At 67.5% G+C, this 15,039-nt stretch carries 12 protein-coding genes; 9 read left to right on the top strand and 3 right to left on the bottom strand.

Annotated features, from left to right (window positions below):
- Nucleotides 1-199: 199 nt before the first annotated feature.
- The 4 genes from KYG_RS15735 (at nucleotide 200) to KYG_RS15720 (ending at nucleotide 6,328) form a co-directional block, all read left to right on the top strand.
- Nucleotides 200-946 (top strand): ABC transporter ATP-binding protein, encoded by a 747-nt coding sequence (locus KYG_RS15735; protein ID WP_008905917.1) that lies wholly within the window; start codon nucleotides 200-202, stop codon nucleotides 944-946.
- 67 nt (nucleotides 947-1,013) lie between these two features.
- A complete protein-coding gene (locus KYG_RS15730; protein ID WP_008905916.1) occupies nucleotides 1,014-3,383 on the top strand; it encodes an FtsX-like permease family protein in 2,370 nt (789 codons plus the stop codon).
- 45 nt (nucleotides 3,384-3,428) lie between these two features.
- On the top strand, nucleotides 3,429-4,673 hold the full coding sequence (locus KYG_RS15725) for an efflux RND transporter periplasmic adaptor subunit (RefSeq protein ID WP_034694950.1): 1,245 nt from the start codon (nucleotides 3,429-3,431) through the stop codon (nucleotides 4,671-4,673).
- A gap of 14 nt (nucleotides 4,674-4,687) precedes the next feature.
- Entirely contained in the window at nucleotides 4,688-6,328 is a 1,641-nt protein-coding gene (locus tag KYG_RS15720; RefSeq protein ID WP_008905914.1) for a bifunctional aminoglycoside phosphotransferase/ATP-binding protein, read from the top strand.
- Here KYG_RS15720 and KYG_RS15715 read toward each other — a convergent pair.
- Entirely contained in the window at nucleotides 6,303-6,827 is a 525-nt protein-coding gene (locus tag KYG_RS15715) for a YqaA family protein (protein WP_008905913.1), read from the bottom strand. The genes KYG_RS15720 and KYG_RS15715 overlap by 26 nt on opposite strands.
- Before the next feature lie 161 nt (nucleotides 6,828-6,988).
- On the opposite strand from KYG_RS15715, the gene KYG_RS24495 reads away from it, so the two are divergent.
- From KYG_RS24495 to purH, 4 genes are all read left to right on the top strand, one after another.
- The gene (locus KYG_RS24495; RefSeq protein ID WP_139019401.1) at nucleotides 6,989-7,576 is read left to right on the top strand and encodes a M15 family metallopeptidase; all 588 of its coding nucleotides are present in this window, start codon (nucleotides 6,989-6,991) and stop codon (nucleotides 7,574-7,576) included.
- Between the two features lie 150 nt (nucleotides 7,577-7,726).
- Entirely contained in the window at nucleotides 7,727-8,773 is a 1,047-nt protein-coding gene (gene dusB / locus KYG_RS15705) for a tRNA dihydrouridine synthase DusB (protein WP_008905911.1), read from the top strand.
- Complete coding sequence (locus KYG_RS15700; RefSeq protein WP_007853190.1) at nucleotides 8,770-9,003, top strand: Fis family transcriptional regulator; 234 nt, start codon at nucleotides 8,770-8,772, stop codon at nucleotides 9,001-9,003. Before dusB ends, KYG_RS15700 begins: the two co-directional genes overlap by 4 nt.
- Nucleotides 9,004-9,095: 92 nt before the next feature.
- A complete protein-coding gene (gene purH, locus KYG_RS15695) occupies nucleotides 9,096-10,703 on the top strand; it encodes a bifunctional phosphoribosylaminoimidazolecarboxamide formyltransferase/IMP cyclohydrolase (RefSeq protein WP_192810333.1) in 1,608 nt (535 codons plus the stop codon).
- Between the two features lie 87 nt (nucleotides 10,704-10,790).
- On the opposite strand, the gene KYG_RS15690 is transcribed toward purH, so the two are convergent.
- On the bottom strand, nucleotides 10,791-12,569 hold the full coding sequence (locus KYG_RS15690; RefSeq protein ID WP_008905909.1) for an alkaline phosphatase: 1,779 nt from the start codon (nucleotides 12,567-12,569) through the stop codon (nucleotides 10,791-10,793).
- Nucleotides 12,570-12,800: 231 nt separating this feature from the next.
- Entirely contained in the window at nucleotides 12,801-14,012 is a 1,212-nt protein-coding gene (gene pobA / locus KYG_RS15685; protein ID WP_008905908.1) for a 4-hydroxybenzoate 3-monooxygenase, read from the bottom strand.
- A 201-nt stretch (nucleotides 14,013-14,213) separates the two neighbouring features.
- On the opposite strand from pobA, the gene KYG_RS15680 reads away from it, so the two are divergent.
- Nucleotides 14,214-14,993, top strand: a complete 780-nt coding sequence (locus tag KYG_RS15680) for an IclR family transcriptional regulator C-terminal domain-containing protein (RefSeq protein ID WP_008905907.1) — start codon at nucleotides 14,214-14,216, stop codon at nucleotides 14,991-14,993.
- Nucleotides 14,994-15,039 lie beyond the last annotated feature (46 nt).

The following is a 15,039-nucleotide window of genomic DNA, read 5'->3' as shown; positions in this document are numbered from 1 at the left end:
GCTGAAAGCTATGTTTTCAGTAGCGTTTCTTGGCCGGGGTACCGGCTACGGAGGCGGATGCGTTTCGGCCAGCTGCAATCCCGGCGTGCCCGCGACGGCCCTTTGTGCGTTTTGCTTGATCCAGCACAGTTGACATGCATCAAGCTGCGCCCACACTGGTTGGCGTCGTTCTCACGCCCGGCGCACTGCGCTGCCTCCGATGCCCGAAGCCCTTGTTGCTCACCCCCCGGCCCTGCCCGCTGCCGACGTGGTGTTCCATGCACGCGATCTTTGCAAGACCTACCAGACCGGGGAGGTGCAGGTGCGCGCGCTGCACGGTGTCAATCTCGACATCGTGCGCGGCGAGTTCGTGGTGCTGCTGGGTGCCTCGGGCAGCGGCAAATCCACGCTGCTCAACATCCTGGGCGGGCTGGATGTGCCCACCAGTGGCGAGGTGCGTTTTGCCGACCACGCCCTCAGTGGCGCCAGCGAGAGTGAGCTCACCGCCTACCGGCGCGAGCATGTGGGTTTTGTTTTTCAGTTCTACAACCTGATCCCCAGCCTGACGGTGCGCGAAAACGTGGCCCTGGTCACCGACATCGCACCGCACCCCATGCCCATCGACGAGGCGATTGGCCTGGTGGGCCTGACGCCGCGGCAGCACCACTTTCCGGCGCAGCTGTCGGGCGGTGAGCAGCAGCGCGTGGCGATTGCCCGCGCCATCGTCAAGCGCCCCGATGTGCTGCTGTGCGACGAGCCCACCGGCGCACTCGACTACCAGACCGGCAAGATGGTGCTGGAGGTGATCGCCCGCATCAATGCCGAGCTGGGCACCACGGCCGTGGTCATCACGCACAACGCGGCCATCGCTGCCATGGCCGACCGCGTGGTGTACCTGGTGGACGGCACCATCGCACGCATCGAGCGCAACGCACACCGGCTCTCGCCTTCGGAGCTGTCGTGGTGACACGCCAAAAATCGCCCGCGCGCTCGTGCGCTGCTGGGGGTTCGCTGATCCACCGCGGCACAACAGGATGAAAGCCCTCGACCGCAAACTGCTGCGCGACCTTCGCCGCATGTGGAGCCAGGCGCTCACCATCGCGCTGGTGGTGGCCAGCGGCCTGGGGGGCTTCATCACCACCTTGTCGGCGGTGGATTCGCTGGCGCTGGCGCGCGACCAGTTTTATGCCCAGGGCCACTTTGCCGATGCGTTTGCCGCCGTCAAGCGTGCGCCGCTGGCGCTGGCCGAGGTGTTGCGCGGCGTGGCCGATGTGCAGGTGACGGTGGAGCAGGTGGTGCGTGTGGAAATCGCCGGGTTGGTCGATCCCATCATTGGCCAGCTCATTGGCGTGGACCTGCGCCAGCCGCCGCGCATGAACCAGGTCACGGTGCGCAGCGGGCGTGCCCTGGCCCCGCCCGGCGCGGGGCAGGGCCGCAGCGACAGCGCCATCGATGCGCTGGTGTCCGAAGGCTTTGCCCGCGTGCGCGGGCTGCACCCGGGCGACGAGCTGATTGCGCTGGTCAATGGCAAGCGCCGCACGCTGCGCATCGTGGGCACGGCGCTGTCGCCCGAATACATCTTTGCGGGCCTGGCGGGCATGCCCGACCTTCGCGGCTTTGGCGTGTTCTGGGTGGACCGCGAGGCATTGGCCGCAGCCTACGACATGCAGGGCGCATTCAACCGCGTCGCCGTCAAGCTGGCGCCGCAGGCGTCAGAGCCCGCCGTGCTCGATGGCCTCTCGCGCCTGCTGGCGCCCTATGGCGGTCGCGACGCCCGCGGCCGCGAGGACCAGGCATCGCACTCCATGCTCGACAACGAGATCAAGGAGCAGCGCGTGATGGGCACCTTGCTGCCCGCCATCTTTCTGGCCGTGGCGGCCTTTTTGCTGCATGTGGTGCTCTCGCGCCTGGTGGCCACGCAGCGTGAGCAAATTGCCGCACTCAAGGCGCTGGGCTATGCCAATGCGGCCATTGCCGGGCATTACCTCAAGCTGGTGGCCGTGATCGTGGTGGTGGGGCTGGCACTGGGCGTGGCGCTGGGCTACTGGCTGGGCACGATGCTGACCGGCTTGTACGCCGAGTTCTTCTTTTTTCCGGTGTTCGAACACCGCATCGCGCCGTGGCTGATTCTGGTGGGTGCAGGTGTGACGGGCGGTACCGCGCTGCTGGGCACGCTCAGCGCCATCGGGGCCACCGTGCGCCTGGCTCCGGCAGAGGCCATGCGCCCGCCGGCGCCGGGCCAGTACCGCCGCACGGTGTTGGAGCGCCTGGGCGTGCGCCGCATACCGGCCGGGCTGCGCATGATCCTGCGCAACATGGAGCGCAAGCCCCTGCGCACCACGCTCACCATTGGTGGCACGGCGGCGGCGGTGGCCATTGTGGTCATGGGCAACTTCTTTCGCGATGCCATCGATCACATCGTGGACACCACTTTTCACCTGGCGATGCGCAGCGACGTGAACGTGTGGATGGCCGAGCCGGTGGATGCCCTGGCCCGCCTGCAGCTGGCGCGCCTGCCCGGGGTCACGGGCGTGGAGCCCACGCGCAGCGTGGCCGTGCGCATGGCCTATGGCCACCGCAGCGAGCGGGTGGGGCTGCAAGGCGTGGCACCGGGTGCGCAGATCTTGCGCGTGATCGACGTGGATGGCCGGCAAAGCCCCGTGCCCGATGCCGGCCTGCTGCTCACCGACCGCCTGGCCGACAAACTCGGCGTGCGCGTGGGCGACATGGTGCGCCTGGAGGTGCTGGAGGGCCGCCAGCGCACGCTGCAGGTGCCGGTGCAGGCCACCGTGCGCGAAATGATGGGACTGAACGCGTATGTGCAGCGTGACGTGCTCAACCGCTGGCTGCAAGAGGGCGATGTGGCCTCGCAGTTCGACGTGGCGCTGGAGCCGGGCTCGGAGGCGCGCTTTCTGGCGGCCACCAAGGCCCTGCCGGTGGTGGCGGGCGCCTTCAGCAAGGCCACGCTGCTGCGCAACATGCAGGATGTGAGCGCGCGCAATGTGCGCATCATGAGCACCATCCTCACGCTGTTTGCGGCCGTGATCGCGGTGGGCGTGGTCTACAACAACGCCCGCATTGCGCTGGCCGAGCGCACCTGGGAGCTGGCCAGCCTGCGCGTGCTGGGATTTACGCGGGGCGAAGTGTCGGCGCTGCTGCTGGGCGAACTGGCGATTGGCATCGCGCTGGCGCTGCCGCTGGGAATGTGCATGGGCTGGGGGCTGGTGCACCTGCTGGTGGAACTGCTCAAGAACGACCAGTTTCTGTTCCCGGTGGTCATCAGTGCGCGCACCTATGCCTGGGCGGGCCTGTGCGTGGTGGCAGCCGGCCTGGCCAGCGCCCTGGTGGTGCGCCGGCAGATCGACCGGCTGGACATGGTGGGAGCGCTCAAGACGCGCGAATAGGCGGCGGCGAACAAGGCGAACAATGCAAGCAACAGGGATATGGCAATGCAAAAGAAAACGTTGATGCTGGCTGGGGGTGCGCTGGTGGTGCTGGGTGCACTGCTGGTGTGGGCGTTTGCGCCCCGGCCGCTGCCGGTGGAGGCGGCTGGCGTGGTGCAGGGGCGCTTCGAGGCGGGCATCGATGAAGACGCGAAGACCCGCCTGCGCGACCGCTACAGCATCTCGGCCCCCCTGGCCGGGCGGCTGGCGCGCATTGCGCTGCGTGAGGGCGATGCGGTGCAGGCGGGTGACGTGGTGGCGCGCATCACCCCCGCCATGCCCGCCTTGCTCGACGAGCGCAGCCTGCGCGAGCAGCAGGCACGCGTCACTGCCGCACAGGCCAATGTGCAGCGCGCAGCCGTGCGCATCGAACGCAGCCGGGTGGCGCAGGCGCAGGCCCGCAACGACCTGCGGCGCAGTGAACAGCTGGCCCAGCAGGGCTTTGTGGCCCCGACGCGGCTCGATACCGAGCGCCTGGCGCTGCAGGCCGCCGAAAGAGACACCGACGCCGCGGTGCAGGACCAGCAGGTGGCCCGCGCCGATCTGGCCCAGGCCCGTGCGGCGCTCGATGTGGTAGAGCGTCCCGGCGGCGCTCCGGCCGGCAAGGCCTTCGAGGTGCTGGCCCCCGTGGCCGGCCGCGTGCTGCGCGTGGCGCAGGCCAGCGAGGGCGTGGTGGCGCTGGGCACCGTGCTGGTCGAGGTGGGCGACACCGCGCAGCTCGAAGTGGTGGCCCCGCTGCTGTCCACCGATGCGCTGCAGGTGCGCCCGGGCAGCCCCGTGCGCATCGAGCGCTGGGGCGGGCCGGGCGTGTTGCAGGGGCGCGTGCGCAGCGTGGAGCCGGTCGCGTTCACCAAGGTGTCGGCGTTGGGCGTGGAAGAGCAGCGGGTCAACGTGCTGATTGACCTGACCAGCCCGCCCGCGCAGTGGGCCGCACTGGGCGACGGCTACCGCGTGGTGGCGCGTGTGCTCACCCGCGAGGCGCCGGACGCCACGCTGGTGTCGGTGAGCGCGCTGTTCCCGCTGCCTGTCAGCGACGGCGCCGCATCGGCCCCCATGGCGGAAGCTGCCGCGCCGCGCATGGCCGTGTTTGTGGTCGAGGGTGGCCGGGCACGGCGCACGCCGGTGGTGCTGGAGGCGCGTGGTAGCACCCACGCCTGGGTGAAAGAGGGGCTGCAAGCGGGCGCGCAGGTGGTGGTGTACCCGCCCGCTGCGCTGACCGACGGTGCCCGGGTCAAGGTGCGCACCCCCTGACGGAGTGTTGGCCCATGGCCCCTGAATCCCTGGTTGAAGCCTATGCCGCCGCCGAGCAGCGCCTGCGCCAGTTGCAGCGCAGCCCCGAGGCCTTTGACCATCCGGTCGGCGCTGTCGAGTGGATCGAAACCCATATCTCCTGGCTGCTGCTGGCAGGCGACTTTGTCTACAAGCTCAAGAAGCCGCTGAAACTGGATTTTCTGGACTTCAGCACCCCCGCGTTGCGGCGCGCCGCCTGCGAGGAAGAGCTGCGCATCAACCGCCGCACCGCGCCGGCGCTGTACCTGGGGCTGGTGGCGCTGAGCGGCCAGGCGGGCTGTCTACAGTTGCAGCCCGCCGAAATGGCCCCGGCCGACGCGGAGCCCGCCGTGCGCATGCGCCGCTTTGCGCAGGAGGCGCTGCTGAGCCACCTGCTGGAGCAGCAGCGCCTGCTGCCCAGCCACATCGACGCTCTGGCGCAGCAGGTCGCGCAGTTCCATGCCGGCGCGGCGGTGGCCCCTGCCGAGCAGAGCTGGGGCACCGCACAGGCCGTCGTGGCGCCGGTGCAGGATTGCCTGGCGGCGCTGCAGCCGCTGGTGGCGCAGTGGGTGCCCGACATGGGCCCCGCGCTGCGGCAGCTGGCGCAGTGGTGTGGCGCGCAAGGCACTGCGCTGGGGCCGGTGTTTGCGCAGCGCCTGCAGTCCGGGCGGGTGCGCGAATGCCATGGCGACCTGCACCTGGCCAATCTGGTGCTGATCGACGGTCAGCCGCAGCTGTTCGATGCGATCGAGTTCAACCCGGCGTTGCGCTGGATCGATTGCGTGCCCGACATTGCCTTTCTGGCCATGGACCTGGAAGCGCGTGGCCGCGCCGACCTGGCTTGGCGTTTTCTGAATGCCTGGCTGGAGCACACGGGCGACTACGCCGGTCTGCAGGTGCTGCAGTATTACCGCGTGTACCGGGCCCTGGTGCGCGCTCGCGTGGCGGGCCTGCGGCTTGCGCAGGTGGAGGGTGAGGGTGGGGGCGACGAGCACGCGGCCAGCCTGCGGGAGCTGCAGCGCTATCTGGCGCTGGCGCTGCGCTTTATTCAGCCCCGCACGGTCGAACTGTGGCTGGCGCATGGGTTCTCGGGCGCGGGCAAGAGCACGCAGTCGCAGACGTTGATTGCCGAGCGCGGCGTGGTGCGCGTGCGCGCCGATGTGGAGCGCAAGCGGCTGTTCGGCCTGGCGCCGCAGGCGTCCAGCGCGGCCGTGCCGGGTGGCATCTACACGGCCGAGGCCTCGCAGCGCACCCACGAAGCCCTGGCGCAGGCAGCCCGTCGTGCCCTGGAGGCGGGCTTCACCGTGCTGGTGGACGCCACGTTCCTGAACCCCGCCATGCGCCAGCGCTTCATGGCACTGGCGGCGCAGGCGCAGGTGCCATGCCGCATCCTGTCGTTCGAGGCGCCCCTGGCGGTGCTGCGCGAGCGGGTGCGCAGCCGCCAGCTGGCGGGTGGCGATGCATCGGAAGCCTCGGTGCAGGTGCTGGAGTCGCAATGGGCTGCGGCCCAGCCGCTCTTGCCCGCCGAAGAGGCGCTGACGGTGCATGTGGACACCACCCGGCCGGTGAACTGGAATGTGCTGCTGCCGTGCGCCGATGGCAGCATGCCGGCTACATCGCCAGTTGCCCCGGCATGAAGTGCAGCAGCACGGTGGTCATGACGAGGTAGCGAAAGAACTTGCCCACCGCCATGTAGGCCAGGCAGGGCCAGAACGGCAGATGCAGCCAACCCGCCACGGCGCACAGCGGGTCGCCCACCACGGGCAGCCAGCTCAGCAGGCAGGTCTTGGCCCCCCATTTGCGCAGCCAGACGCGCGCGCGGCGCTCGGTGCGGCTGAGCTCGCGCGCCGGTTTGGCATCAGTGCCGGTGGGGTGGTTCAAACGGCGGTGTCGCCGTGCCGCATCCCAGGCGCGGTGCGCCCCCAGGCCCATCCACCAGCTCACGCCGCCGCCCAGGGTGTTGCCCAGAGTGGCAACACCAATGGCGGGCCAGAAAAGGTCGGGGTTGAGCTTGATCAGGCCAAACACCGCAGCCTCCGAGCCCACTGGCAACAGCGTGGCCGAGACAAACGACACGATAAAGACCGTGCCCAGGCCGAATTGGGGCAGGGCGAGCCATTCCAGCAGCTGGTGCATCCAGATTTCCATAGGCGGCGAGTGTAGGGCCGCCCGGCTTGTGCTGCGGCCGCTCAGGGAGCTGTCCTACATCGGTGTGCGCAATGCACGCATGGGCGCCTGCAGCCCGCATTTGTATCGTGGAGCAACAAGACCCCTGAACGCAATCCACGGGAGGCCCCATGCCATCACAGACCCAGCTCCGTTCGAACCTGCAGACACTCCACACCCACCGTACACGGGTTGCCCGCGCTGCACGCTGCAGCGCCGCTGTGGTTGCATTGTTGGCGGCAAGTCTGAGCGGCGTGCAGGCGGCTGCGTCGACCGACACCGTGGCCGGGTTGGGCCAGCCAGTGCGCGGCCTGGACTCGGCGCCCTGCCAGAGCACCCCGGCCACGGACGCCGCATTGCACCGTATCGGCCACGAGTTGCAGCAGCAAGGCATGGCCCTGACTGCCAAGTGCAACGCGGTCAGCGGAGCCTGGGTGGTACAGGTACGCGTCGTGGACGGCATGAAAGCCAGCAAAGTGGTGCGTGGCCCTCTGGCCGATGGTCATGATGTGGACATGGGCACGCCGGCAGGCGTTTCGCTGGCCGGTGCCCAACCGGGCGCCAAGGGTTTCTCTCCCGACGTGCAGTACAACCGCCAGTGGCTTTACACACTGATGGCGCGCCACGATTTCCGCAACCTGCAAGACGCCTGGTGGCATTTCGCACAGCGCGGCGCGACGTCACCTGCCGTGGTGGCGACCGACATTGCGTCCCGCTGACACCGGGTTAACCACTGGCCGTTGAGGGTGGCTGACAGGGCGGGCAGCCCCTGCAGCACGCGCGCGGATCATTTCAACTGCTGAAATTTTGAGCAGGTACAATCCTGCCTCCTTTTTCAGCATCTGCTGCGCCCGCCTTTCACTCCGCCCATGCACATCGGCCACATTCCTTTGGCGAACCGCCTGTTCGTCGCCCCGATGGCGGGCGTCACCGACCGGCCGTTTCGCCAGCTGTGCAAGGCGCTGGGCGCGGGCTATGCGGTGAGCGAGATGGTGACCTCGCGCAAGGATTTGTGGAACAGCCTCAAGACCTCGCGCCGGGCCAACCATGACGGGGAGCCGGGGCCCATTGCCGTGCAGATCGCCGGCACCGATGCGCCGATGATGGCCGAGGCTGCGGTCTACAACGTGGAACGCGGCGCGCAGATCATCGACATCAACATGGGCTGCCCGGCCAAGAAGGTGTGCAACAAATGGGCGGGCTCCGCCCTGATGCAGAACGAGGCGCTGGCGGTGGAGATTGCCGCTGCGGTGGTCGAGGCCTGCGCGCGTTTTAATGTGCCCGTCACACTGAAGATGCGCACCGGCTGGTGCCAGGAGCACAAGAACGCCGTGGCATTGGCGCGGCAGTTTGAAAGCGTGGGCATCCAGATGCTCACCGTGCACGGCCGCACGCGCGAGCAGGGCTACAAGGGCCATGCGGAGTACGACACCATCGCTGCCGTCAAGGCGGCGGTGAAGGTGCCCGTGGTGGCCAACGGCGACATCACCTCGCCCGAAAAGGCGCGCGATGTACTGGCCGCCACCGGCGCCGACGCGATCATGATCGGCCGCGCTGCCCAGGGCCGGCCGTGGATCTTCCGCGAGATCGGCCACTTTCTGGCCACGGGCGAACACCTGGCACCACCGCTGGTGGCCGAGGTGCGGCGCCTGCTGCTGGACCACCTGCAAGACCACTACAGCCTGTATGGCGAGCTGACCGGCGTGCGCAGTGCGCGCAAGCACATTGCCTGGTACCTGCGCGCGCTGCCGGGCGGCGAGGCCTTCAGGCAACACATCAATACGATCGAAGACAGCGCCACGCAGTGGCAGGCCGTGGCCGACCACCTGGATGCCCTGGGGCAGCAGATGGACCGGCTGCCCGCCGCCACCGGCGTGGACGCTGACTCAGAAGAACAAGAGGGAATGGCTGCATGAGCAAGAAACACATTGAGGAATGCGTGCGCGAGAGCCTGCAGGGCTACTTTCGCGACCTGGGCGGCGAGACGCCCGATGGCATGTACGACATGCTGGTGCGGGTGGTCGAAAGGCCGCTGCTGGAAGTCGTGATGCAGCAGGCCGAAAACAACCAGTCGCGTGCCGCCGAATGGCTGGGACTGAACCGCAACACCCTGCGCAAGAAGCTGGTCGAGCACAAGCTGCTCTAGCATCCGCGGGCTCAATACTATTAAATTTATAGCTGCTAGCGCTTGATGGATAAGCGCTGGGGCCTGTTTTTATTCAAAACCTCCGCACCACCATTGCCATGAACGCACTCCTCTCCGTCTCCGATAAGACCGGCATCGTCGAATTCGCCCAAGCGCTGCATGCGCTGGGCGTCAAGCTCCTGTCCACCGGCGGCACCGCCAAGCTGCTGGCCGACAAGGGCCTGCCCGTGACCGAAGTGGCCGAGGTCACCCAGTTCCCCGAGATGCTCGACGGCCGCGTGAAGACACTGCACCCCAAGGTGCACGGCGGCCTGCTGGCGCGCCGTGAGCTGCCCGAACACATGGCGGCGTTGAAGGAACACGGCATCGACACCATCGACCTGCTGGTGGTCAACCTCTACCCCTTTGAAGCCACCGTGGCCAAGGCCGGTTGCACGCTGGCCGACGCCATCGAGAACATCGACATCGGCGGCCCCGCCATGGTGCGCAGCGCCGCCAAGAACTGGAAGGACGTGGGCGTGATCACCTCGGCCGACCAGTACGAGGCCGTGCTGGCTGAATTGAAAGCGGGCGGCAAGCTGTCCGACAAGCTGCGCTTTGCGCTGTCGGTGGCCGCGTTCAACCGCATCGCGCAGTACGACGGGGCCATCAGCGACTACCTCTCCTCCGTCACGTTCGAAGAAGAAAAACTGTCGGAAACCTACGTGCCCACGCGTACCCAGTTCCCCGGCCAGAGCAACGGCATCTTCACCAAGGTGCAGGACCTGCGCTATGGCGAAAACAGCCACCAGCAAGCCGCCCTGTACCGCGACCTGCACCCCGCGCCCGGCTCGCTGGTCACCGGTGTGCAGCTGCAGGGCAAGGAACTGAGCTACAACAACATCGCCGATGCCGACGCGGCGTGGGAATGCGTGAAGAGCTTTGAAGCCGCTGCCTGCGTGATCGTCAAGCACGCCAACCCCTGCGGCGTGGCCGTGGGACTGGATGCGCTCAGCGCCTACAGCAAGGCCTTCCAGACCGACCCCACCAGCGCCTTCGGCGGCATCATCGCGTTCAACCGCGTGGTGGACGGCCAGGCTGCGGCCCAGGTGAGCAAACAGTTTGTCGAGGTGCTGATGGCCCCCGACTTCACGGCCGAGGCGCTAGAGATCTTCAAGGCCAAGGCCAATGTGCGCCTGCTCAAAATTGCCTTGCCCGCGCATGGCGGCAAGACGGACTGGGAACGCGGCCGCAACGCCATGGACGCCAAGCGCATCGGCTCGGGCCTGCTGCTTCAGACCGCTGACAACCACGAGCTGTCTCTCATCGACCTGAAAGTCGTGACCCAGAAGCAGCCCACGCTGGAAGAAATGGAAGACCTGCTGTTCGCCTGGAAGGTCGCCAAGTACGTCAAGAGCAACGCCATCGTCTTCTGCAAGGGCGGCATGACCATGGGCGTTGGTGCGGGCCAGATGAGCCGCCTGGACTCGGCCCGCATCGCCAGCATCAAGGCAGGCCACGCAGGCCTGACCTTGCAAGGCACGGTCGTGGCGAGCGACGCGTTCTTCCCCTTCCGCGATGGTCTGGACGTGGTGGTCGATGCGGGCGCTACCTGCGTGATCCAACCCGGTGGTTCGATGCGCGACAACGAAGTGATCGACGCCGCCAACGAGCGTGGCGTGGCCATGGTCTTCAGCGGTGTGCGGCATTTCCGCCACTGATGTCAGGGTGCTGATCATCACTCCCTGAAAAAAAGCGGCCTTGGCCGCTTTTTTGTTGTCTGCGCGCCTGCGCGGAGCACATGGCGGTCAGGCCGCCACGATGCGACCGCGCCCGCTGACACCGGCCAGCACCTTGAGCGATTTGTCGGTGCTGGCGGTGTAGTTGCGGCTGGTGATGGTGCTGACATACACCCAGTCGGCGCGGCATTCGGTGGCGGTGGCGGTCACCACCATGTAGCCCCGGCGCGAAGTGTCGCAGTATTTGAGCGGCGTGATCAGCTGCTGGAGCGCGCCCGCCAGCGTGGCCGGGTTCTCCTTGGGCAGGTATTCCTCGAAGCCCGGCGACGACACTGACGAGGTGGCGAATTCAACGCCCACCGCATTGCCACCCATGTCCGCCAGTTCATTCGCCCAGGCGTTGTGCGTGTCGCCCGACAGCACCACCAGGTTCTTGCCCAGGCTGCGGGCCGTGCCCAGCACGGTTTCGCGGGCAGCCTGGTAGCCGTCCCAGGCGTCGAGGTTGTACGGAATCGAGGGCTGGGCCAGGATGGCTTTTTCGGCGGCGGTCAGCGTGGCGGGGGCCGTCTGGGCCTTGGCGATGATGGCTGCGTATTGCGACACCGTCACGCCTGCGCCGGGCTGGATGGTCTCGATGAGGATGGGCGCCGGAATGTTCATGCGCCCCATCAGCACCTGCTGGCCCAGCACTTGCCAGGTGGCGGTGGATGCGGCCATTTGCTGCTGGAGCCACTGGCTCTGCGTGCTGCCCAGGATCTGGCGGGCGGGGGCGCCCACGGCGGCGGTAAAGCCTGCTGCGTCAAAGCCGGTGGCGGTGAAGAAACGGGTGTAGTCGGCCTGTTCGTCGCGCCCGATCAGGCGCGTGTCGAGCATGTGCAGCGCCACCAGGTTGCCAAAGTTGAAGCTGCGGTAGATAAGATCGGGCTGCGCATTGCGCGTGGGCATCCACTCGTGGTAGGCCTGCAGGGCTGCCGCCTTGCGCGCCGCAAAGCTGCCTTCGGTGGCGGCCTGGTGGTTTTCGGCGCCGTTGGCCCAGGTGTCGTTGGTGATCTCGTGGTCGTCCCATACGGCGATCATGGGGGCGGCGGCATGCAGGGCCTGCAGGTCGGGGTCGGTCTTGTACTGCGCGTGGCGCAGGCGGTAGTCGGCCAGCGACAGGATTTCGGTGGCGGGTTGCGACAGGCGGCCCAGCTGCGCGGCGCTGGCCGAGGCGTAGCCTCCGCGCGCGTATTCGTAAAGGTAGTCGCCCAGGTGCACGGTGGCATCGAGGTCGTTGCGGCGCGCGGCGTCGGCGTACACGTTGAAGTAACCCGCCGGGTAGTTGGCGCACGAGAACACTGCCAGCTTGACCTGTGCCACGCTGCCGGTGGGCAGCGTGCGGGTGCGTGCCGCGGCCGACTGGGCCGCATAGGCCTTGAAGCGGTAGTGGTAGGCCGTGGCGGGCTTGAGGCCAGTGGCATCGACCTTGACGGTGAAGTCTTTGGCGGCAGTGGCGGTGGCCTGGCCTTTGGCCACCACGGTGGTGAAGGCCGCATCCGTCGCAACTTCCCATTGCACCGGGATGTCCGCCGTGTGGCCCCCGGGCGGCGTGATGCGCGTCCACAGGATCACGCGGTCACTGAGCGGGTCGCCGCTGGCCACACCATGCACAAAGCTGACAGCGGGAGCGTCATCATCACTGCCACCGCAGGCAGCCAGCGGCAATGTGCCCAATGCCGTGGCGCCGAGAGCGAGCTGGCGCACAAACACTCGGCGGCCGACATCGGCGGGGGCCGAGGAGGGGTCTTCTGCGCCATCGTGGCGCAGCAGGTGGGTCAATGGGCGGTCGGAACGGGGAGGGCGATTCATGGGGCTGGAGTCCTGGTAAAGCCAGACAGGTTCGCACTCCGATATGACGATGCCGTGAAGGCTGAAGGGAGGCGCGCACCGCCCTGCCCGCGGCGACTCTGCGCCTGCCTTTGTCGACCCAGCCGGTGTGGCGATTCCACGAAACCGAAGCGTGCGCCTCAAGCGGTTGTGGTGACCGATGGGGCGCGTCCTTTGTACCGGGCCCGCTCGTCCATTTGCGTCGCTTGTTTTTCAGGCTGCTGCGTCGTCGCGCTCGCTGCGCTGTCCAAAGTCCATCGGCAGGCCCACATAGTTCTCCGCCAGCGACACCGAGGCTGCACGCGAGTTGACGAGGTAGTCCAGCTCGGCCTCCTGGATCTTCTGGCCGAACTCGCCCGTCTCGGGGAAGCGGTGCATCAGCGAGGTGAACCACCACGAAAAGCGCTCTGCCCGCCACACGCGGCGCAGGCAGCGCTCGGAGTAGGTGTCGATGCCAACGGCTGATTTGTCGTTGTAGAACTCGGACAGCGCGGTCCACAGATAGCCCACGTCGCTGGCGGCCAGGTTCAGGCCCTTGGCGCCGGTGGGCGGCACGATGTGGGCCGCATCGCCCGCCAGGAACATGCGGCCAAAACGCATGGGTTCGGCCACAAAGCTGCGCAGCGGGGCAATGCTCATCTCCAGCGCCGGGCCGGTGACCAGATTGGCGCGCGCCTCGGGGTCCAGGCGGTTGCCCAGCTCGGTCCAGAACTGGTCGAGGGTCCAGTTGTCGATCTTGTCGGTGTTGGGTACCTGCACGTAGTAGCGGCTGCGCGTGGCGCTGCGCATGCTGCATAGCGCAAAGCCGCGCTCGGTGTTGGCGTAAATCAGTTCGTGCGACACCGGCGGCACATCGGCCAGCACACCCAGCCAGCCAAAGGGGTAGACACGTTCGTAAGTCTTGAGCAGATCGGCCGGGGCGCTGGCGCGGCACACGCCGTGGTAGCCGTCGCAGCCTGCGATGAAGTCACAGGCCAGCTCGTGCGTCTGACCGTCCTTCTGGTAGGCCACGCGGGGGCTTTGGCTGTCGAAGTCGTGCACCTGTACGTTCTGCGCGTCGTACACGGTGGTCAAGCCTTCTGCCGCGCGCGCGTCCATCAGGTCGCGCGTCACTTCGGTCTGGCCATACACCGTCACGCGGCTGCCGCCGGTCAGCTCGTGCAGGTCGATGCGGTGGCGCTGGCCCTTGAACAGCAGTTCGATGCCATCGTGGGGCAGCCCCTCGGCATGGGCACGGTCACCAACGCCAGCCTGGTCCAGCAGGTCCATGCTGACCTGCTCCAGCACGCCAGCGCGGATGCGGCCCAGCACGTAGTCGGGGCTGCGCTGTTCGATGATGACGGCGTCAATGCCGGATTTGTAGAGCAACTGGCCGAGCAGCAGACCGGCGGGGCCTGCGCCGATGATGGCAACCTGGGTACGCATGGTGGACAACCTCACAAAGGCGTTAGAGAGCGGTAAAGGAACAGGGCCAAGCGTAGGTTGATCCATGTCAATTGAAGCCCGGCCCGCGCCGCTATCGTGCGATTGATGGATCTGATGTGCGATCATCGCGCAATCTTCCATGGCCTCGGCTCACCTCCAGTCTTCGACCAGGCTACCGATCCCAGGCGCCCCAGGCAAACCATGACCACCTTTCCCATCGCCAAGGCAGATTTCATCGAAGGCATGGCCAAGGGCATGGCCGTGCTGGAGAGTTTTGACACCGAGCGCCAGCGGCTCAATGCCACGCTGGCCGCGCAGCGCACGGGTCTCACGCGCGCTGCGGCGCGGCGGCACCTGCTGACGCTGGCGCACCTGGGGTATCTGGAGACGGATGGCAGCTACTTCTGGCTGGCGCCCAAGGTGCTGCGGTTTTCAGGCAGCTACCTGGCCTCAGCCCGGCTGCCGCGCGTGCTGCAGCCCACGCTGAACCGGCTGGCGGCGCAGACCCAGCAGTCGTTTTCGGCCGTGGTACTGGATGGCAACGAGGTGGTGATCGTGGCGCGCAGCGGGGTGTACGGCACGCCGTCGCGCGTGCTGGCCTATGGCCTGCACCTGGGGGCGCGGCTGCCGGCGCACCCCACGTCCACGGGGCGCGTGCTGCTGGCGGCATTGCCTCCTGCCCAACTCACTGCGTGGCTCAAGGCCTGCTCACTGCACCGCCTCACGCCCCACACCATCACCCAGGTCGGCCCGCTGCGGCAGGTGGTTGCCAAGGTGCGGCGCGATGACTATTGCCTGGCGGTGGAAGAGCACGAGCTGGGCGTGCACGCGCTGGCCGTGCCCCTGCGCAACCTGCAGGGCGACACGGTGGCGGCGCTGAATGTGGTGGCGTCGCCCAAGCAGGTGGATGAGAGCAGCCTGCAGCGCGACATGCTGCCGCTGCTGCAGGAGGCCGCCCGCGAATTGCGCGGGCTGCTGTGAACGCTACCGTGGAGTTGGAAGTTGGAAATATTAATAGAAACAGCCT

This window comes from Acidovorax sp. NO-1, assembly GCF_000238595.1.
GTDB lineage: Bacteria > Pseudomonadota > Gammaproteobacteria > Burkholderiales > Burkholderiaceae_C > Acidovorax.
The sequence above is the reverse complement of the archived record's forward strand: the minus strand, read 5'-3'. Positions and strand labels throughout refer to the sequence as shown.